Annotated in this window: 16 protein-coding genes; 8 read left to right on the top strand and 8 right to left on the bottom strand. The window is 64.1% G+C overall.

Going from position 1 to position 18387, the window contains the following annotated elements:
• Positions 1–8 precede the first annotated feature (8 nt).
• Positions 9–644 (bottom strand): LysE family translocator, encoded by a 636-nt coding sequence (locus MY55_RS14650; protein ID WP_065202603.1) that lies wholly within the window; start codon positions 642–644, stop codon positions 9–11.
• 132 nt (positions 645–776) lie between these two features.
• Here MY55_RS14650 and MY55_RS14645 point away from each other — a divergent pair, with 132 nt between their 5' ends.
• Positions 777–1277 (top strand): YajQ family cyclic di-GMP-binding protein, encoded by a 501-nt coding sequence (locus MY55_RS14645; protein WP_043580022.1) that lies wholly within the window; start codon positions 777–779, stop codon positions 1275–1277.
• 71 nt (positions 1278–1348) lie between these two features.
• Here the strand turns inward: MY55_RS14645 and dapA are convergent, their stop codons facing one another.
• Both dapA and MY55_RS14635 read right to left on the bottom strand, forming a co-directional pair.
• Positions 1349–2251, bottom strand: coding sequence for a 4-hydroxy-tetrahydrodipicolinate synthase (gene dapA, locus MY55_RS14640; RefSeq protein ID WP_065202602.1), 903 nt, complete (start codon positions 2249–2251; stop codon positions 1349–1351).
• Between the two features lie 131 nt (positions 2252–2382).
• The gene (locus tag MY55_RS14635; RefSeq protein WP_065202601.1) at positions 2383–3813 is read right to left on the bottom strand and encodes an aminotransferase-like domain-containing protein; all 1431 of its coding nucleotides are present in this window, start codon (positions 3811–3813) and stop codon (positions 2383–2385) included.
• Positions 3814–4033: 220 nt separating this feature from the next.
• On the opposite strand from MY55_RS14635, the gene MY55_RS14630 reads away from it, so the two are divergent.
• From MY55_RS14630 to MY55_RS14605, 6 genes are all read left to right on the top strand, one after another.
• Positions 4034–6361, top strand: coding sequence for an FdhF/YdeP family oxidoreductase (locus MY55_RS14630; protein WP_065202600.1), 2328 nt, complete (start codon positions 4034–4036; stop codon positions 6359–6361).
• A gap of 68 nt (positions 6362–6429) precedes the next feature.
• Positions 6430–7824: a cytochrome ubiquinol oxidase subunit I gene (locus MY55_RS14625; protein WP_047237531.1), complete on the top strand. Its 1395-nt coding sequence runs from the start codon at positions 6430–6432 to the stop codon at positions 7822–7824.
• A gap of 43 nt (positions 7825–7867) precedes the next feature.
• Positions 7868–8854: a cytochrome d ubiquinol oxidase subunit II gene (locus MY55_RS14620; RefSeq protein WP_047237521.1), complete on the top strand. Its 987-nt coding sequence runs from the start codon at positions 7868–7870 to the stop codon at positions 8852–8854.
• Between the two features lie 54 nt (positions 8855–8908).
• Positions 8909–9169, top strand: a complete 261-nt coding sequence (locus MY55_RS14615; protein WP_099049654.1) for a transcriptional regulator — start codon at positions 8909–8911, stop codon at positions 9167–9169.
• A 157-nt stretch (positions 9170–9326) separates the two neighbouring features.
• Positions 9327–10394 carry a GTP 3',8-cyclase MoaA gene (moaA, locus tag MY55_RS14610; RefSeq protein WP_065202599.1) on the top strand — a complete coding sequence of 356 codons (1068 nt, stop codon included), beginning with the start codon at positions 9327–9329 and terminating at the stop codon, positions 10392–10394.
• Positions 10395–10757: 363 nt separating this feature from the next.
• A complete protein-coding gene (locus MY55_RS14605) occupies positions 10758–11648 on the top strand; it encodes a bestrophin family protein (RefSeq protein ID WP_065202598.1) in 891 nt (296 codons plus the stop codon).
• Between the two features lie 162 nt (positions 11649–11810).
• Here the strand turns inward: MY55_RS14605 and cydB are convergent, their stop codons facing one another.
• The 4 genes from cydB to MY55_RS14585 form a co-directional block, all read right to left on the bottom strand.
• The gene (gene cydB, locus MY55_RS14600; protein ID WP_065202597.1) at positions 11811–12818 is read right to left on the bottom strand and encodes a cytochrome d ubiquinol oxidase subunit II; all 1008 of its coding nucleotides are present in this window, start codon (positions 12816–12818) and stop codon (positions 11811–11813) included.
• Between the two features lie 4 nt (positions 12819–12822).
• A complete protein-coding gene (locus tag MY55_RS14595) occupies positions 12823–14214 on the bottom strand; it encodes a cytochrome ubiquinol oxidase subunit I (RefSeq protein ID WP_065202596.1) in 1392 nt (463 codons plus the stop codon).
• A 334-nt stretch (positions 14215–14548) separates the two neighbouring features.
• Positions 14549–15484: a GGDEF domain-containing protein gene (locus MY55_RS14590; RefSeq protein WP_047237034.1), complete on the bottom strand. Its 936-nt coding sequence runs from the start codon at positions 15482–15484 to the stop codon at positions 14549–14551.
• 204 nt (positions 15485–15688) lie between these two features.
• Complete coding sequence (locus MY55_RS14585; RefSeq protein ID WP_065202595.1) at positions 15689–16546, bottom strand: DMT family transporter; 858 nt, start codon at positions 16544–16546, stop codon at positions 15689–15691.
• A gap of 346 nt (positions 16547–16892) precedes the next feature.
• Here MY55_RS14585 and MY55_RS14580 point away from each other — a divergent pair, with 346 nt between their 5' ends.
• A complete protein-coding gene (locus MY55_RS14580; protein ID WP_065202594.1) occupies positions 16893–17969 on the top strand; it encodes an NAD(P)-dependent alcohol dehydrogenase in 1077 nt (358 codons plus the stop codon).
• A 21-nt stretch (positions 17970–17990) separates the two neighbouring features.
• Here the strand turns inward: MY55_RS14580 and MY55_RS14575 are convergent, their stop codons facing one another.
• On the bottom strand, positions 17991–18341 hold the full coding sequence (locus MY55_RS14575; RefSeq protein WP_047237036.1) for a cupin domain-containing protein: 351 nt from the start codon (positions 18339–18341) through the stop codon (positions 17991–17993).
• Positions 18342–18387: the final 46 nt, after the last annotated feature.

Genomic DNA, 18387 nt, shown 5'->3' with positions numbered 1-18387 from the left:
TTGAGTTTTCAGCGCGCCAGGATCAGACGCAGCCCCAGCGCGATGAAGATGGCGCCGGCCGTCCGGTCCAGCCACTGTCCGGTCTTGCGGCTTCTGGCCAGCCATTGGCCGACATGGCCGGAGAAATAGCCCAGCGCGCCGAAGATCAGCGCGCCCTGGGCGGAGAACAGCGTGCCCAGGATGGCGGTTTGCAGCCCGGCCGGGCCTTGCGCCGGATTGACGAACTGCGGCAAAAAGGCCAGGAAAAACAGCACCACTTTGGGGTTGATGGCGTTGGCGATCAGGCCGCGGCGGAAGGTGGCGGCCAGCGAACCCTGCGGACCCGCGCCATCGCCGCCGGCATCGAAGCCGACGCCCGGGCTGCGGATGGCGCCCCAGCCCAGGTAAACCAGGTAGCCGCCGCCGGCGATCTTCAGCGCGGCGAAGGCGGCGGGCGAGGCGGCGATCAGCGCGCTGATGCCCAATGCGGCCAGCGCGGTGTGGTTGAGGCAGCCCAGCGCGCAACCCAGGCCGAAGGCCATGCCGTGGCGGCGGCCGCGCGAGATGCCCTGGCTGAGCACCATCAGGTTGTCGGGGCCGGGCGACAGCGTGATCAGCACGGCGGCGGCGAGAAAAGCGGCCAGTTGGGGCAGGGTGACGAGCATGGTTGGATGTCCTGATGCGGATGGTTGGTTTGGCTCCGATCACAGCATGCCGCGCCGGCTTTGGCAATGGGCGGGTGACAAGCCGCGGGGGCGCAACTAGAATTCGGCTGATTATTAGCGAGGATACGTTTTATGCCGTCTTTTGATGTCGTTTCCGAAGTAAACAAGGTGGAAGTGCGCAACGCGCTGGATCAGGCCAACAAAGAAGTGGGCAACCGATATGACTTCAAGGGCAGCGACGCCCGCATCGAGTTCAACGACAAGGAAGTCACCCTGTTCGGCGACACCGAGTTCCAGCTGGACCAGGTCAACGAGGTGATGGTGGGCAAGCTGGCCAAGCGCGGCGTCGATGTGCGCAGCCTGGACTACGGCAAGCTGGAGAAAGTGTCCGGCAACAAGGTGAAGAAGGTATTGAAGATCAAGGAAGGCCTGGATTCCGACCTGGCGAAGAAAATCGTCAAGCTGCTGAAGGATTCCAAGATGAAGGTGCAGGCCAGCATCCAGGGCGAGGCGGTTAGGGTGTCCGGCGCCAAGCGCGACGTGCTGCAGGAAGCCATCGCGCTGCTGCGCAAGGATATCGGCGACGACCTGGAAAACGGCTCGCCGCTGCAGTTCAACAACTTCCGCGACTGATCCCCGCCGCGCGGCGCGTCAACCGTGAAAAAGGAGACCCTCGGGTCTCCTTTTTTATTGCCGATGGCCGCTCAGCGTTGGCCGGCGCGCCAGGCTTCCAGCCGGCGCCAGACTTCGGCGGCCTGCCGTCCCACGTTTTCCGGCGCGGCCGGCAGCGGCAGCCGGCACTCGCCGACGGCCAGGCCCTGGCCGCGCAGCATCGCCTTCACCGACATCGAGTACACAGAGTCGTCGGTATTGGAGAAGGCGAACGACGGCTGCAGCGCCGCGTTGATGGCGCGCGCGCGGCGCACGTCGCCCTGCTCGAAGGCGGCGATCATCGCGGCGAACTCCGGGCCGGTCCAGTGGGTGGAGGTGCCCACCACGCCGACCGCGCCGATGGCCAGCAGGGGCAGGGTCAGCGCGTCGTCGCCGGAGTACAGCTCGAAACGGTCGCCGGCCTCGGCCACCAGGCTGGCGGCGGCGGCCGGATCGCCGGTGGCGTCCTTGAAGGCGACGATGTTGTCCACCTCGCCCAGCAGGCGCAGCAGCACGTCGCGGGCGATGCGGCGGCCGGTGCGGCCGGGCACGTCGTACAGCATCACCGGCAAGCGCGTGGCGGCGGCCAGCGCGCGAAAATGCGCCTCGATGCCGGCTTGCGGCGGGCGGTTGTAGTACGGCGACACCAGGAAGGCGCCGGCGGCGCCCAGCTCCTCGGCGCGGGCGGTGAGCGCCAGCGCGTGGCGGGTGTCGTTGCTGCCGGTGCCGGCCAGCACCGGGATGGTCACCGCCTCGCTGACCGCGCGGATCAGGTCGAAGCGTTCGGCGTCGGACAGGGTCGGCGCTTCGCCGGTGGTGGCCGCCACCACCAGGCCATCGCTGCCGTTGTCGGCCAGGCGCCGCGCCAGCGCGCGGGCCGCGTCAAGATTGAGCCGGCCGTCGGCGTCGAACGGCGTCACCATCGCCGTCAGCACCTTGCCCCAGTGTTTTGCCATGTCAGCCCCTTTTTATTTTTGCGTGAAGACAGGGCGGGATGATACTCCTCCGGCGCCGTTCGACCAATCATCCGAGCCGCCCGGCCGGATGGCGGCGGCGCGATTGGCTGCCTTGCCCCTGGCCGCCGGCTTCATTTGTAGTGGGAAATGATTTTTCCCAGGGTGACGATGGCGGATTCGATTTCTTTAGACCATGAATAACTGTAATTCAGGCGAATGCAGTTTCTGAATTTTCCGGTATTGGAAAAAATGGTGCCCGGGCCTATGGTGATTTTTCTCTCCAGCGCCTCGTTGTACAGCCGCATCGCGTCAATATGCGGCGGCAGCTGCACCCAGAGCAAATAGCCGCCGGCGGGCTCGGAAATGATGCACGCCTCGGGGAAAAACCGTCTCACCACATGGGTGATGATTTTTGCCTGCTGCTGATAGAATTTTCTTATTTTCCGCAGATGCTGATCATAGCCGCCTTGCGACAGATACTCGGCGATGGCCATTTGCGGAATGGCCGAGGTGCTGAGCGTATTGACGAATTTCAGGTTCTCGACCTTTTCCCGGTATCTGCCCGGCATGGCCCAGCCGATGCGGAATGCGGACGACAAGGTTTTGGAGAACGACGAGCAATGCAGCACATAGCCTTCGGTGTCGTATTGCTTGAGCGAGCTTGGCGGCGTGTCGGAGTAGTAAAGCTCGTTGTAGACCGCGTTTTCGATGATGGGCTTCTTGGCCCGGGTCATGATCTCCACCAGCTTTTTCTTGTTCGCTTCCGGCATGACGATGCCCAATGGATTGTGAAAATTCGGCATCACCATGCAGGCAGCGATATTGTCCGATTCCAGGATGCTTTCCAGGTAGTCCACATCCATGCCGCTTGTGCCGCTGGTGGGAATTTCTATCGCCCGCATTCCCATGCGCTCTATCGCATGCAGGATGGCGTAGTAGGTCGGCGATTCCACGGCGATGGTGTCGCCAGGCCGGGCGGCGGCCTGCAGGCAAAGATTCAGCGCCTCGGTGGCGCCGACGGTGATGATGACTTCGGCGGGATCCACCAGCAGGCCATTGAGGAAATAGCGTCCGGCGATCTGGCGGATGAGGTCTATGTTGCCCGGCGGCAAGTCATTTAGCACGCCCCAGCCGCTGCTCTTTTTGGCGATATTGTTGGCCAGATGGCTGAGCCTGACCAAGGGGAAGGGCGTGGGGTCGGGATAGGGCGATCCCAGCGGCACGGCGTCGTGCCGGCTGATGGTTTTCAAGGTGCGCAATACCAGCTGGCTGATCTCGACATTGCTGGCGACCGGATGGGGCCTGAGCGTGGGCGGCATTGGCGCCGGCATGGCGGCGGCATGGCCGGCGAGCGTGGCTTTGCGCACGAAATAGCCGGATTGCGGCCGGCTTTCGATGACGCCCCGGCTTTCCAGCAGCGAGTAGGCCTTCAATACGGTGGTGATGCTGATGTCGCGTTGCTGGCTCAATTGCCGGACTGACGGCACCTTGTCGCCGGCTTTCAACATGCCCGACATCACATGCTGCTCCAGTTCGCGGGCCAGCGTTTCATACATTTTCATGCGCTGCGTCCCTTGGGTTCTGCGGGTGGCCTGGCTTGGCCGCTACCATCATAGCAATGCCTGGGGCCTTGACGTGGGTCAAACTGTACTCTGCGATATCGTCGCGATGTGTACACTTCCGCCGCCGGACTTTGCTCTTAACCTCTCCTCCATGCAATACGGCGCAGAATGAGTCCCGATTTCCGGGCCTTGCGACTGCGCGGATCATGGAAGCCAGGTCATGGACAAGTCAAATCCACCGGGAAAGATCGAACCCTACCACCATCCCGCCGCGGGCTGGGGCGCGCTGAAATATGTGGCGATCAATCTGATCAAGGAACGGGTGTCGGGCGGGAATTACCGCATGCTGTTCAAACAGAATCAGCCGGATGGCTTCGATTGCCCCGGCTGCGCCTGGCCCGACCGCCAGCATGCCTCCACGTTTGAATTCTGCGAGAACGGCGTCAAGGCGGTGGCGGCGGAAGCCACCACCAAGCGCGTGACGCCGGCCTTCTTCGCCGAGAACACCGTCGAGTCTCTGATGCAGCAGACCGACTACGAGCTGGAGCAGCACGGCCGGCTGACCGAGCCGATGAGCTATGACGCCGCCAGCGACACATACGTCCCCATCTCCTGGCCGCAGGCGTTCGAATGCATCGCCGGGCATTTGAATCGCCTGCCCTCGGCGAACCAGGCGGCGTTCTACACCTCCGGCCGCGCCAGCAATGAGGCCGCCTTCCTCTACCAGCTGTTCGTGCGCATGCTGGGCACCAACAATTTTCCCGACTGTTCCAATATGTGCCACGAGGCCACCAGCCGCGGCCTGCCCGGTACGGTGGGGGTGGGCAAGGGAACGGTGACGCTGGACGATTTCGAGAAGGCCGACACCATCATCATCTTCGGCCAGAACCCGGCCACCAACCATCCGCGCATGCTGGGCGAATTGCGCGAGGCGGCGCGCCGCGGCGCGATCATCGTTTCGGTCAATCCGCTGCGCGAGCGCGGCCTGGAGCGCTTCGCCAGCCCGCAGCACCCGATCGAGATGATCACCATGGGCAGCACGCCGATTGCCTCCACCTTCATCCAGCCCAGGCTGGGCGGCGATTTCGCGCTGATCAAGGGCGTGGCCAAATATGTGCTGGCGCGCGACGACGAGGCCCGCGCCAAGGGCGAGCCGGGCATTCTGGATAGGGACTTCATCCAGCGCCACACGCTGGGGTTCGACGCCTTCGCCGACGACCTGCGCCGGGAAGACTGGGCGCTGCTGGAGGCCGAATCCGGCGTCGCGCGCGCCGACATCGAAAACCTGGGCCGCATCTACGCCGCGGGCGAGCGGGTGATCGCCACCTGGGGGATGGGCATCACCCAGCACAAGCATTCGCTGCAAACGGTGCAGCTGTTGTCCAATCTGCTGATGATGCGCGGCCATATCGGCCGCGAAGGCGCCGGCATCTGCCCGGTGCGCGGCCACTCCAATGTGCAGGGCAACCGCACGGTGGGCATCGAGGAAAAGCCGTCGATGGCTTTTCTCGACCGCCTGGGCGAGGTGTTCGGCTTCGAGCCGCCGCGCGAGCACGGCCTGGACGTGGTGGAAACCATCGAACACATGCTGCACGGCAAGGTGAAGGTATTCGTCGGCCTGGGCGGCAACTTCGCGATGGCAACGCCGGACACCCTGCGCACTTTCGAGGGCCTGCGCGCCTGCGATCTCACCGTGCACATCACCACCAAGCTCAACCGCAGCCACCTGGTGCACGGCAAGGCCGCGCTGATCCTGCCGACGCTGGGCCGCACCGAAATCGACGACCGCTCCGGCGTGGCGCAGGGCATCACGGTGGAGGACTCGATGAGCATGGTGCACATCTCCTATGGTATGAACACGCCGGCCTCGCCCGATCTGTTGTCCGAAACCGCCATCATCGCCCATATCGCCGATGCCACGCTGGGCGACGCCAAAGCGCCGTGGCTGGAATACGCGCGCGATTACGGCAAAATCCGCGACGCCATCGAGCGGGTGATACCCGGTTTCGAAGACTACAACGCGCGCATCCAGCAGCCGGGGGGCTTCCATCTGCGCGTGGCCTCGCGCGAGCGGGCGTGGGAAACCGCCAGCGGCAAGGCCAATTTCATCGCCCACCCGGTGCAGCGCGACACGCCGATCAGCCGCGCCCGCAAGCTGCATGGCGAACGGCTGATGACGCTGATGACCACCCGTTCCCACGACCAGTACAACACCACCATCTATGCGTTGGATGACCGCTATCGCGGCGTGTTCGGCCAGCGCCGGGTCATTTTCATCCATCCGGCCGACATCGCCATGCTGGGTTTCCAGGATGGCGACTGGGTGAACATTTCCACGGTGTGGGAGGACGGCATCGACCGCCACGCCAATTATTTCCGCCTGGTCAGCTACGACATTCCGCGCGGCTGCATCGCCGGCTATTACCCGGAAACCAACCCGCTGGTGCCGCTGGACAGCGTGGGCGATGTCTGCAACACGCCGACGTCCAAATCGATACCGGTGCTGTTGCACCTGTCCGCCGCGCCGCCGGTGATGCCGGCGTTTTGACGCGCTTTTCCTGAATTTCGGCAGCCCGGCAGGCAAGGCGGGCTGTGGCTTTCCCTATGGTGATTGATATGTCTGTCGAATCCCTGGATCTTGCGCGCGGCCAGTTCGCGCTGACCGCGATCTTCCACATCTTGTGGCCCATCCTCACCATCAGCCTGTCCGGCTTTCTGGTGATTGTCGAAACTCTGTGGGTGCGCACCAGCAATCTCGTCTGGTACCACCACGCCCGTTTCTGGAGCAAGCTGCTGCTGCTCAACTTCGCCGTCGGCGTCGCCACCGGCATCCCGATGGAGTTTCAGTTCGGCACCAACTGGGGGCCGTTCTCCGAATACACCGGGCAGTTCTTCGGCAACATCCTGGGCTTTGAAGGCGCGATGGCCTTCATGCTGGAGGCCGGCTTCGTCGGCATCATGATGTTCGGCTGGGACAAGGTGTCCCGCCAGATGCACTTGTTCGCCACGGCCATGGTGGCTTTCGGCTCCTCGCTGTCGGCGTTCTGGATCATGGTGGCCAATTCCTGGCTGCAAACCCCGGCCGGCGTCATCGTGGTGGGCGGCAAGCTGGTGGTGACCGACTATCTCGCCGCCATTTTCAACCCGGACATGGTGTGGGGCGTCAGCCATATGTGGTTCGCCGCGATGGAGACCGGGCTGGTGGTGGTGGCGGGCATTTCGGCCTGGTATCTGCTCAAGCGCCGCCATCCGGCGTTCTTCGCCCGGTCTTTTCGCCTGGCCTTGCTGTTGCTGGCGATCGCCGCGCCGCTGCAGATCTGGTTGGGGGATTCCAGCGGGGTGGATGTGTTTGAAACCCAGCCGGCCAAGGGCGCGGCCATCGAAGGCCATTGGGAAACCAATACGCCGGGCAGCGGCGCCAATTGGTCGCTGATCGCCTGGCCCAATGCCGAACGGCAGCGTAATGACTGGTCGCTGGAGGTGCCCGGCATGCTCAGCCTGCTGGCCACCCATACGCTGCATGGGCAGATCAAGGGCCTGCGCGACATTCCCAAGGCCGATCAGCCGCCGATGCTGCCCTTGCTGTACTACGCCTTCCGCGTGATGGCGGGCATCGGTTTCCTGTTCATGGCGCTGGCGTTCTGGAGCATGTACGCGATCCGCAAGGCGCGCGGCCGCCTGGACAGCCTGCTGGCGCAGCGCAAGCTGCTGTGGGCCTGGGTGCTGGCCATTCCCTTGCCCTACATCGCAGTGGAATGCGGCTGGATCGTGCGCGAGGTCGGGCGTCAGCCGTGGACCGTCTACGGCATGCTGCGCACCGAACACGCCGCATCGGCGATTCCTGCGGCTACGCTGAGCGGCAGCACCATGATGTTCGGCGTCTTCTTCGTCGTGATGCTGGCGTCTTTCTTCGTGTTCGCCCGCCGCTGGCTGCAAAAAGGCCCGGACCTGGCGCTGCGTCCCGCGGCCATGCCGGAGCGGCTGGATCAAGCGCGCGGCTTCGAACACTGACGCCCCTGCTGCCCCCACTGATTGTTATTAAGGAAAGACTGCCATGACACCTACTTCCACGCAGGAGCTGCTGAGCCATGCCTGGTTCGGCATCATCGGCCTGATGCTTTTGCTGTACGTCGTGACCGACGGTTTCGACCTGGGCGTCGGCATCCTGTCGCTGTTCCAGCGCAAGCAGCATGAACGGGATCTGATGATCCAGTCGATCGGCCATGTCTGGGACGCCAACGAAACCTGGCTGGTGGCGCTGGGCGGCGCGCTGTTCGGGGCTTTCCCCGCGGCTTACGCCATGCTGATGACCCAGCTGTATGTGCCGGTGATGGCGTTGATCGCCAGCTTCATGATGCGCGGCGCGTCCATCGAGTTCCGCCATCTCGCCCGCGGCAGCAAGGCGTTCTGGGACCGGGTGTTCGGCCTCGGCAGCCTGCTGGCGGCGCTGGCGCAAGGCCTGATTCTGGGCCGGGTGATCAGCGGCCTGGCGCCCGGCATCCAGGCGGACGCGTTCGTGGCGGTGACGGCCATAGGCGTGGCGTCCGGCTACAGCTTGCTGGGCGCGACCTGGTTGGTGAAGAAAACCACGGGGCAACTGCAAAACCGCGCCCGCCGCGGCGCGGTGGCGTCGGTGTGCGCCACGGTGCTGGCCGCCATCGTGGTGTCGCTGGGCACGCTGTATTTCAGCCCGGTCGGCCTGGGGCGGTGGCAGGATGGCGGCACCCTGCATGTGCTGATGGGGCTGGGCCTGCTGGCGGCGCTCGCCTTTGTCTATGTGCTGTACGCCGTCTACACCGGCGGCGAGCACAGCCCGTTTGTCGGCGCCTGCCTGCTGTTCACCGCGTCGTTTGCCGGGCTCGCCATCAGCCTATTCCCGTGGCTGGTGCCGGGCAAGTTGACGATTGCGGCGGCGGCCTCCAACAGCGCCTCGCTGGCCTTCATGCTGCTGGGCATAGGCACGGTGCTGCCGATCATGATCGGCTACAACCTGTACCAATACCATTTGTTCCGCGGCAAGGTGGCGTTGGCGCCGCATTGACGCGTTTCGCCGGCGGCTGGATGCGGGGGCCGGCGCAATGATAAGGAAAACGTGATGGACGAACCGAACGATCAGGTCTTGCTGGCGGTGCTGGCCCAGCTGTGGCAGGCCGCGCTGAAGGACCGCGAGCGGCCTTGGTCGCTGGCCCGGCTGTCCAAGCAGTCGGGCGTGCCGATGAGCTCGCTGCGGCGCTGGCTGAGCTATCTGCGCGCCAGCGCGCTGGTGGAGGTGGCGATGCGCGAAGACGGCTGCGTCGGCACCGCCTGGCTGACAGAGGAGGGGCTTTGTGCCTGCCGGGAACTGTTTGCGGCATGAGCCGGCGCTTTGGCCGCGCAACTGTATCTGTCAGTACGGCTGGCAACTGTACCGTTCGCGGCGGCGCTCAGCCGCTATAGTGGCGCACATGAAGCCGACTGGGCCGCATTTGCCGTCCATGGGGCAGGTCTGAGGCATGGCGGGGAGAGCGGACGTGATGAGCGAACAGTCAGCGCAAGACAAGAGCGGAATGGCGGTGTTGGACGCGCTGCGGCGCCCGTTGCTGGATCTGCGCCTGTCGGTAATCGACAAGTGCAATTTCCGCTGTCCGTACTGCATGCCGAAAGACGTGTTCGGCAAGGACTATGCGTTCCTGAAACATGCCCAGCTGCTGTCGTTCGACGAAATGCGCAAGATGGCGGGCGCCTTCGTCGCGCTGGGGGTGGAGAAAATACGCATCACCGGCGGCGAGCCCTTGCTGCGCAAGGACATCGAGCGCTTGATCGAATCGCTGGCGCGGCTGAGCACCCCGGCGGGAAAAAGCGTTTCCGTGTCGATGACCACCAATGGCGTGTTGTTGGGCGCCAAGGCGCAAAGCCTGAAAGACGCGGGGCTGGAACGGGTCACGGTAAGCCTGGACAGCCTGGACGACGGCATTTTCCGGCAGATGAACGATGTCGGCATCGGCGTCGGGCGGGTGTTGGACGGCATAGCGGCCGCCTGCCGGGTTGGGCTGGCGCCGGTCAAGATCAACACCGTGGTGCAGAACGGCTTGAATGACGGCCAGATCCTGCCCATCGCCGACTATTTCCGCCATAGCGGCGTCACCGTGCGCTTCATCGAATTCATGGACGTAGGCGGCGCAGCCAACTGGAGCGGCGCCAGCGTTTTGCGTTCGGAGCAGGTGCGGGAGCGGATCGAGCGGCGGCATGCGTTGATCGCGGCGCCGGTCGAGCGGGCCAGCGATACCGCCCGCTATTTCCAGTACGCCGATGGCGGCGGCGAGGTCGGCTTCATCTCCAGCATGTCCGCGCCGTTTTGCGGAGACTGCAGCCGCGCCCGGGTCTCCGCCGACGGCCAGCTGTTTACCTGCCTGTTCGCCAATCGCTCGCTCGATCTGCGCCCCTATCTTGGCGAGCAGGTTTCTCCCGCCGCCTTGCAGACCGTCATCGCGTCGGCCTGGCGCGCGCGGGACGACCGCTATTCCGAATGGCGCGGCGAGCAATATCGCGAGCACGGACGGAAAAAATACCCGACGGTGCGGATGTCCTTGGTCGGGGGCTGAGCGGCGTTTTTCCCCGCCATGCTTCGTTGGATGCGAGAGGCGGCATTGCCCTGCGGGTAGTGCCGTTTTTTATTGCAGCCGGTTTGTTTCAATCGAAACTGTATTGCGTTGGATGGGGGGAACTGTGCTCTTTCTTTGCCGGACGGCTGATTAAGATGGCGCTGTGGCCTGTGATGGGCGGCGGGCTGGCTTATTCGGCTGCCGCGGCTGTTTGACACTCGCTGCAAGATTTCAACGGGGAGAGGTTTTTGGGTTCAGGCCTTTCTGCCCGCATGGATTGGCGCGGCAGGCATGGCGGACGCCGTTTCGCGTCTTACGGGCGCTTGCCGGGCATGGTTTGATTAATGGATTCAGGAATGCAAGATGATTGTGCGCTCTGAAAGCAGCTGGCTGAAGCTGCTGTTCGTTTGGGAGGGGTCGGTTATTCGGCGGATCATCCCCCAGCTTTTGTTCATGGCCGGGATCAGCGGGGTGGCGCTGTTGACCGATGGGCATGTGTTCGGCGATAAAATCCCTCTGAATACCGTGCCGTTCACGCTGGTGGGCGTGGCGCTGACGATATTTCTGGCATTCCGCAACAATGCCAGTTACGACCGCTATTGGGAGGCGCGCAAGCTGTGGGGGCACTTTCTGATCGCCATCCGCAGCCTGGCGTCGATGGTGATTTCCATTCGGAGCGCCCAGCCGGCCATGGCGGCGGAGGGCGAGGCCATCATCCGCAAGCTGTTGCTGCTGCCTAGCCTGCTGAAAAGCCAGTTGCGCGGCGATGCGCTTGAAAATGCCAGCTGCGCGGGAAAAGCGTACAAACCGACCGTGCTGTGCCATGAAACACGCCGCGCCTTGTACGCGTTGAATCGGCAAGGCCTGGTGACGGACATGCAGTTATTGGCCTGCGATGGGCAGATGGGCGAGATCTTCAATGTGATAGGCGGCTGCGAGCGCATCAAATCGACGCCGATTCCGTTCGTGTATTCGGTATTGCTGCACCGGACCGTATATATCTACTGCCTGTTCTTGCCGTTCGGCCTGGTGGACATCATCAGTTACGCCACGCCTTTCATCACGGTGTTCCTGTCTTATACCTTGTTCGCGCTGGAGTCTATCGCCAGCGAGCTGGCCGAGCCGTTTTCCTGTTCGCCCAACGGCCTGCCGCTGGATGCGATGACGCGCACCATAGAACGCACCGTGCTGGAGTTGAATGATGAAGCCCTGCCGTCGGATTGGCGGGTGGGCAGCCATTACATCCTGACCTGAGCCGGCTGGGCGGCGCCGCTTTTGCGGGTTGGCGATGCGGCAAATATCAGCTGGGGAATCATGGACTGCGGCGCGGAGCCGTTCCACACGAACAGCATGCGGAACCAATTGGGCATCGGCCGGATGATCATCACGCGCGCCGGGCGGATTCCGCGGCGCCGTTCAATGATAACCGGCGTCGCCTTCGCGGACCTTTCCCCGGAATACGCGGTATTGCATGATGTTGTAGACAAAAATGATGGGCAGGATGATCACCGTGCCGACCAGCGCGAATAACTGGCTGGAGTGGCTGGACGATGCCTGCCATATGGTCAGCGATGGCGGAATGATGTTGGGCCAGATGCTGATGACCAGGCCGCTGTAGCCCAGAAAGCACAGCGCCAGCGTCAGGAGAAAAGGCAGGGAATCATTTTGCCGGCGGATCGCGCGGTAGACTCCCCAAACCGACGCCAGCACCAGGATGGGCACGGGCAGAAACCAGCCGAGATGGCCGCTGCCAAACCAGCGGTAGGCGACGGCGGGCAAGCCCAGCACCGTCCACAGGCTGATGATGGCGATGACGCCAAGCAAGGTGCCGGCCATTGGCCGCATCAAGGAAAACATCTTTCTCTGCAGTTCGCCGTCGGTTTTCAGGATCAACCAGGCGCAGCCCAGCGTCGCGTAGGTGATCAGCACGCCTATCCCGCAAAAGATGCTGAACGGCGAGAGCCAGTCGAACGGCCCGCCGACGAATTGCCCGTCGGCGATTTTGATCCCTTGCAGCAGCGAGCCCAGCACGATGCCCTGGCAGAACGCCGCCAGCGCCGAGCCGCAGATGAAGGCCAGGTCCCACAAGTGCTGTGTGCGCTTGGCCTTGGCGCGCAATTCGAAGGCGGCGCCGCGGAAGATCAGCCCGATCACCATCATGATCAGGGGCAGGTAGTTGGCCGGCAGCAGGGTGGAGTAAACCACCGGGAACGCGCCGTACAGGCCGGCGCCGCCCAGCACGAGAAAGGTCTCGTTGCCATCCCAGAATGGCGCGATGGTGTTCAGCATCACTTGCCGCTCGTTTTTCAGCTCGAAAAACGGAAACAGCAAGCCAATGCCGAGGTCGAACCCGTCCAGCACCACGTAGATGAAGACGCCCAGCCCGATGATCGCGGCCCACACGACGGGAAGATCGATCTGCATGGCATTACTCCTCTTCTTCCAGCATGTCCAGCGCGCGATTGTGCAAACCCGGGTGCGCCATCGGCTCGCCATGCGCGGCATGCGCGGCGGGGCCGTGCTTCATCAGTTTCAGCATGTAGTAGACTCCCACGCCGAAAACCAGGAAATACACGATCACGAAAATCAGCAGCGACACGCCGGCCTGCTGGGCGGTGATGGGAGATACCGAGTCTTCGGTTCTCAGCACGCCGTACACGGTCCAGGGCTGCCGGCCGACTTCGGTGGTGATCCATCCGGCCAGCAAGGCCACCAGGCCGGATGGCCCCATGCACAGCACCAGGCGTTGAAACCAGCGGGCATGGTAGAGGCGGCCGCCGCGGCGCAGCAGCAGGCCGAGCAGCGCCGTCAGCAGCATCAGCATGCCCAGGCCGGCCATGATGCGGAAAGTCCAGAACAGGATGGGCGAATAGGGGCGGTCCCGCGGCGGAAATTCCTTCAGGCCGCGGATCTCCCCGGTCCAGCTATGGGTGAGGATCAGGCTGCCAAGATGCGGCGCCTGGATCGCATAGCGCGTCGTTTCCGCCTGCATGTCCGGCAGCCCGATCAGGTTCAGCGCGGTGCCGCCTTTCTCGGTTTCCCACAACCCCTCGATGGCGGCGATCTTCGCGGGCTGGTATTGGCGCGTGTTGAGGCCATGGGCGTCGCCGACCAGAATCTGTATCGGCGTCAGCAGCAGCAAGATCCACAGCCCCATCGAGAAGCTGCGCTTGATCGGCGCGTCGTCGCGGCCGCGCAGCAGGTGCCAGGCGCCGCAGGCGGCGACGATGAAGCCCGCCACGATGAAGGCGGCGATGGTCATGTGGGCGAGCCGGTACGGGAACGAGGGATTGAAAATCACCTTCAGCCAGTCCACCGGGACGATGCGGCCGTTTTCGATGGCAAAGCCTTGCGGCGTCTGCATGAAGCTGTTGGAGGCGAGAATCCAGAACGTGGAAATCAGCGTGCCGATCGCGACCATCAGCGTGGCGAAGAAGTGCGCGCGCGGGCCGACCCGCTCCCAGCCGAACAGCATGATGCCGAGAAAGCCGGCTTCGAGAAAAAACGCGGTCAGCACCTCGTAGGTCAGCAGCGGGCCGGTGATATTCCCCGCCACGCGGGAGAAGCCGCTCCAGTTGGTGCCGAACTCATAAGCCATCACCACGCCGGAAACCACCCCCATCCCGAAGCCGATGGCGAAGATTTTCGACCAGAACAGGTACATGTCCTTGTAGGCGCGGTCGCCTGTCGCGATCCAGCGCCATTCCAGCACCGCCAGGAAGCTGGCCATCCCGATGCTGATCGCCGGAAAGATGATGTGCACGGAAACCGTGAAGGCGAACTGCAATCTGGCGAGGTGAATTGCGTCGAATAGATCCATGGCCATTTGCTCTTGTTTGGGAAACCATCTGCCGACCCGGGCCCGCGCCGGCCGCCCGGCCTTCGCGCGCGTCACGCGCAGGGGGGGCGGATTTGAAGACGGGCGGCATCAGCACATTCGCTTTCGGGGTGTCGGCGCCTCCCAGCCGCCGGCGGGCGCGTCATAGGCGTGGATGCCGGGGACGTCGCATCGTTTGGCCATGCGGATTGCCTCCTGCCGTGCCTGCCTGGATGCGGAGGCTGGCGGGCGAGGCCCGCGCAGGCTTATTCGTAACTCTAGTCCAAATGATTTTGATGGAAACTGTTCCAGAAAGTATCAAGGCGGCGGGCCTGGCCTAGCCGTCCCGGTAGATGACCGAGCGGTTGCGGCCGTATGCCTTGGCCTGGTACAGCGCCTGATCGGCAGCCTGAATCCAGTGGCGGCGGTCGAATCCGGGCGGAATGGACAACTCCGCCACGCCGGCGGAGAAAGTGTAGGAAAAGCCGGGCGCGACGAATTCCAGGCTGGCGTTCGCCAGCTCGGTCCGCACGCGCTCCAGCAGGCTCATCGCGCCGGCGGCGCTGGTTTCCGGCAGCAACAGGGCGAATTCTTCGCCGCCCAGCCGCCCCAGCGCATCCTGGTCGCGGGCATGGGCGGCCAGGGAGTCGGCGAAGTGTTTCAACACCAGGTCGCCGGCTGGGTGGCCGTAGCTGTCGTTGACGCGCTTGAAGTGGTCCAGGTCGAACATCACCAGGCTGGCGGGGTGCTGGTAGCGTTTGGCGCGTTCGTATTCCCGCTCCATCTGCGCGAGGAAGTGGCGGCGGTTCGAGATGCCGGTCAGTTCGTCTGTCATGGCCAGCCGCTCCAGCTCGGCATGGGCGGCGCGCAGCGCCAATTCGGTCTGCTTGTGCCGGGTGATGTCGGCGCAGACCATCACCATCATGCCCTGCTGGTATACCTGCTTGGTCAGCAGCAGCCAGCGCTTGTCCGTCCACTCCATCTCGTAGTTCCACACCTCCTGGGTGCGGTGGCGGGCGTGAACCACCTCCAGCCAGGCCTCCAGCGTGGTTTTGCCGCATTCCGCGATCAGCCGCAGATTGAAGGCGCGGGCCATCAAGTCGTCATAAGGCTTGCCGATCATGGAAATGCCTTCAAAGGCGAACATGGTGATGAAGGACTGGTTGTAGAAAAGAAAGCGATCCTCGGCGTCCAGCACGGCAATGCCGTTGGCGCTGCCGTTCAGATGCTGGACAAAGAGATCTTGTACTTGTTTTGAATGGTCTAAAGTCATGCCAGGCCTCCCCAATTAGTATGATTTTAGACTTTATCGATTGAATATTAACCGGGAGCCGGGCAAGGGATTGCGCGTCACGCGCTTGGCGTGGCAGGGAGGATCGGGCACAGGGGGCGAAAATGGGCCCTCTCTGCGGGCCGGACTGCGCGGCGGGCAGAAATGACTGGCGATGCCGGCCGCTCAAGGCGGCCGGCGGCGGGGTCAGGCTTGCAGCCAGCGGGGCAGCAGGCGCCGCGCCGGCAGCGTGCCCAGCGCGGCGCCGCCGACGATCATGGCGATGGCCAGCGCGGCGGAGCCGTTGAGCGCGGCCTGGCCGGATGCGACCAGCATCAGCGTGGACAGCAGCGGGGTGGCGTTGCCCAGCGCGCCTATCTGGCGCGGATCGCCCAGCTGCATCGCGCGGTTCCAGCACAGGAAGGCCGCGCCCATCGGCAGCAGGCCCACCACGGCGATCATCAGCCACTGGATGGCCGACGGGTGGGCGGCGGGCTCAGTGGCGAAGTGCAGCGCCAGCGCCAGCAGGCCGGAGGCGAGGCAGTAGCCGCCTACGGCGTTGTCGGAGGTGGCGGGCAGGCGGCGGGTGAACAGGCTGTAGGTGGCCCACACCACGGCGGCGCCCAGCGCCATCAGGTAGCCGGGCAGCGCGGACAGCGATAGCGACAGCTTGCCGCCGGTGACGATCAGCGCCGCGCCGGCGAAGCCGATCAGGCTGCCCAGGATGTGGTTGGCGCCCAGCCGGGTGCCCGGCAGCAGCAGCGGCGACAGCAGCACCATCAGCAGCGGCCAGATGTAGCTGAGCACGGTGGCATCCATCACCGGCGCCAGCCGGTAGGCGTTGAACAGGAAAAAGTAGAAGCCGAAGATGCCGTAAACCCCATTGGCGAAGCTTTTCAGCGGCACTTTCCATTCCGCGGCGCGGCGCGCGGTCAACAGGCTGCCCAAGATCAAGCCGACGCCGGCGACGAAGAAGGGCGGCAGGGCATGGGTGAGCGAACTGAGGGTGGCGACTGAGGCCCACATGGCGATGGCGGCGAGCGCGTAGCGCATCGGCTTGTTCATGAGTATTTTCCGTCTGCATTATTTTATCTGGAGATATTTTACGCGGAACGGCCAGTTGTAAACCAGCTGTTACATCAAGCTGGCAGCATGCTGCGCGACGGGTGTTATTCATGTTCATGCCATTGCGCTGCAGGGGCGGCCCTTAAACGGATCCAAAGACGAGGCGCGGCGTGAACTTTCATGGATTGGCGCAGGTAGCGGCGGCGCCACGGCCGGTTTGACTTGGGTCAGCCATAGGCCATTCGGTCGGGTGGCCGGCTTGCGTGCGGGGAATGGGTCTACTGTATTGAAGCATGGGCCGGGGCGCCATTTCGCGCCTCGGCCGCCATCGATGCGGGAGGCAGCCATGAACAGCATGAAAGCGACGGTCTTCGTCGCGCCGGGCCGGATAGAACTGCGCGAGAAGCCGATTCCGGCGGTGGGGCCGGGCGATGCGTTGGTGCGGGTCACCACCACCACCATTTGCGGCACCGACGTGCATATTCTGAAGGGCGAGTATCCGGTGGCGTCGGGTCTGACCATCGGCCACGAACCGGTGGGGGTGATCGAGAAGCTGGGCGCGGACGTCAAGGGCTATCGCGAAGGGCAGCGGGTGATCGCCGGCGCGATCTGTCCCAGCTTCACCTCCTACGGCTGTCAGGACGGCCATCCGGCGCAGGATGGCGGCTGCGAATGCCACGGCTACAAACCGATGGGCGGCTGGCGTTTCGGCAACACCATAGACGGCACCCAGGCCGAGTACGTGCTGGTGCCGGACGCCCAGGCCAATCTGGCGCCGATTCCGGACGGGCTCAGCGACGAGCAGGTGCTGATGTGTCCGGACATCATGTCCACCGGCTTCGCCGGCGCTGAGGCGGCCAATATCAAGATCGGCGACGTGGTGGCGGTGTTCGCCCAGGGGCCGATAGGTTTGTGCGCGGTGGCGGGCGCGCGCTTGCGCGGCGCGTCGTGCATCATCGCGGTGGACGGGATAGACGACAGGCTGGCGATTTCGCGGCGGCTGGGCGCCGACATCACGCTGAATTTCCGCCAGGTGGATGTGATCTCGGAAATTCTGAAGCTGACCGGCGGCCGCGGCGTCGATTCGGCCATTGAGGCGCTGGGCACCCAGGGCACGTTCGAGTCGGCGCTGCGGATATTGAAGCCGGGCGGCACCTTGTCCAGCCTGGGCGTGTACTCCACCGATCTGAGAATCCCGCTGGACGCGTTCCATGCCGGCCTGGGCGACAAGAGGATCGTGTCTTCGCTGTGCCCGGGCGGCAAGGAGCGGATGCGGCGGCTGATGAATGTGCTGGGGAGCGACCGGCTGGACTTGTCGCCATTGGTCACCCATCGCTACAAGCTGGACCAGATCGTCGAAGCTTACGACCTATTCTCGCACCAGCGCGACGGCGTGCTGAAGGTAGCGATCAAGCCGTTCTAGCCGGCTAGCCAGGCCGCCGGCTCAGCCAGCCTGGTCCGGCGGCAGCAATTCCACGCCGTCGTTTTCCGATACGGTGAGATAGACGGCGGATTGCAGCGCCTCTACCGAATGCGGGACATGGGCGTCGATGAACAGATGGTCGCCCTTGCCCAGCACGTGGGCGCCTATTTTCAGCCGGCCGGCGGTGACGAACACCTGCTCGGCGCCGGGATGGCGGTGCAGCGGCAGCTTCGCGCCCTTGGCCAGCTTGAGCAAGGCCGAGCCGCCGCCGTCCGGATTGCGGCGCAGCCAGGTGAAGTCCACGCCGGGATAGGGCGTGGGGCTCCAGTGCCAGTCGGTGGAGGCGGTCAGGATGGGGGCGGGGGTGCTCATGGCGGCGGGTTCCGGTTGAGATTCAGTCGGGCCGGCGCGGATGGCC

It is taken from the genome of Chromobacterium subtsugae, assembly GCF_001676875.1.
GTDB classification, from domain to species: Bacteria; Pseudomonadota; Gammaproteobacteria; order Burkholderiales; family Chromobacteriaceae; genus Chromobacterium; species Chromobacterium subtsugae.
Note: the sequence above shows the minus strand (reverse complement) of the source record. Positions and strands in the feature narration are given on the sequence as shown.

Bases quoted from the DNA above. Each gene is read 5' to 3' on its own strand.
- MY55_RS14650 (WP_065202603.1), bottom strand. From the start codon at position 644: ATGCTCGTCACCCTGCCCCAACTGGCCGCTTTTCTCGCCGCCGCCGTG.
- MY55_RS14645 (WP_043580022.1), top strand. From the start codon at position 777: ATGCCGTCTTTTGATGTCGTTTCCGAAGTAAACAAGGTGGAAGTGCGC.
- dapA (WP_065202602.1), bottom strand. From the start codon at position 2,251: ATGGCAAAACACTGGGGCAAGGTGCTGACGGCGATGGTGACGCCGTTC.
- MY55_RS14635 (WP_065202601.1), bottom strand. From the start codon at position 3,813: ATGAAAATGTATGAAACGCTGGCCCGCGAACTGGAGCAGCATGTGATG.
- MY55_RS14630 (WP_065202600.1), top strand. From the start codon at position 4,034: ATGGACAAGTCAAATCCACCGGGAAAGATCGAACCCTACCACCATCCC.
- MY55_RS14625 (WP_047237531.1), top strand. From the start codon at position 6,430: ATGTCTGTCGAATCCCTGGATCTTGCGCGCGGCCAGTTCGCGCTGACC.
- MY55_RS14620 (WP_047237521.1), top strand. From the start codon at position 7,868: ATGACACCTACTTCCACGCAGGAGCTGCTGAGCCATGCCTGGTTCGGC.
- MY55_RS14615 (WP_099049654.1), top strand. From the start codon at position 8,909: ATGGACGAACCGAACGATCAGGTCTTGCTGGCGGTGCTGGCCCAGCTG.
- moaA (WP_065202599.1), top strand. From the start codon at position 9,327: ATGAGCGAACAGTCAGCGCAAGACAAGAGCGGAATGGCGGTGTTGGAC.
- MY55_RS14605 (WP_065202598.1), top strand. From the start codon at position 10,758: ATGATTGTGCGCTCTGAAAGCAGCTGGCTGAAGCTGCTGTTCGTTTGG.
- cydB (WP_065202597.1), bottom strand. From the start codon at position 12,818: ATGCAGATCGATCTTCCCGTCGTGTGGGCCGCGATCATCGGGCTGGGC.
- MY55_RS14595 (WP_065202596.1), bottom strand. From the start codon at position 14,214: ATGGATCTATTCGACGCAATTCACCTCGCCAGATTGCAGTTCGCCTTC.
- MY55_RS14590 (WP_047237034.1), bottom strand. From the start codon at position 15,484: ATGACTTTAGACCATTCAAAACAAGTACAAGATCTCTTTGTCCAGCAT.
- MY55_RS14585 (WP_065202595.1), bottom strand. From the start codon at position 16,546: ATGAACAAGCCGATGCGCTACGCGCTCGCCGCCATCGCCATGTGGGCC.
- MY55_RS14580 (WP_065202594.1), top strand. From the start codon at position 16,893: ATGAACAGCATGAAAGCGACGGTCTTCGTCGCGCCGGGCCGGATAGAA.
- MY55_RS14575 (WP_047237036.1), bottom strand. From the start codon at position 18,341: ATGAGCACCCCCGCCCCCATCCTGACCGCCTCCACCGACTGGCACTGG.